Raw genomic sequence first — 485 nt, forward strand, 5'->3', positions numbered from 1 at the left:
CAGGTGGCGTTCAGCCAGAACACGCGCTGGCCCAGCCTGGACCTGGACCGCGCCGAGGGCTGCATCCGCTCCTATGAGCACGCCTTCAGCAAGGAAGGCGGCCTGGCGGTGCTGACGGGCAACATCGCGCTCGACGGCTGCGTGGTCAAGACGGCGGGCGTGGACGAATCCATCCACGTGTTCGAAGGTTCCGCCCACGTCACCGAATCGCAGGACGAGGCGGTGGAGAACATCCTGGCGGGCAAGGTGCAGGCCGGCGACGTGGTGATCGTGCGCTACGAAGGCCCCAAGGGCGGCCCCGGCATGCAGGAAATGCTCTACCCGACCAGCTACATCAAGTCCAAGGGCCTGGGCAAGGCCTGCGCGCTGCTGACCGACGGGCGTTTCTCGGGCGGCACCTCGGGCCTGTCGATCGGCCACTGCTCGCCCGAGGCGGCGGCCGGCGGCGCGATCGGCCTCGTGCGGAACGGTGACCGCATCCGCAT

1 protein-coding gene is annotated in these 485 nt (G+C 69.1%); it reads left to right on the top strand.

Annotated features, from left to right (window positions below):
* A partial coding sequence (locus tag E0L35_RS25500; RefSeq protein WP_171051238.1) for a dihydroxy-acid dehydratase occupies positions 1-485 on the top strand: 485 nt, incomplete at both ends.

Source organism: Halomonas sp. ATBC28, from assembly GCF_005937175.1.
In the GTDB taxonomy this organism is placed as follows: Bacteria; Pseudomonadota; Gammaproteobacteria; order Pseudomonadales; family Halomonadaceae; genus Vreelandella; species Vreelandella titanicae.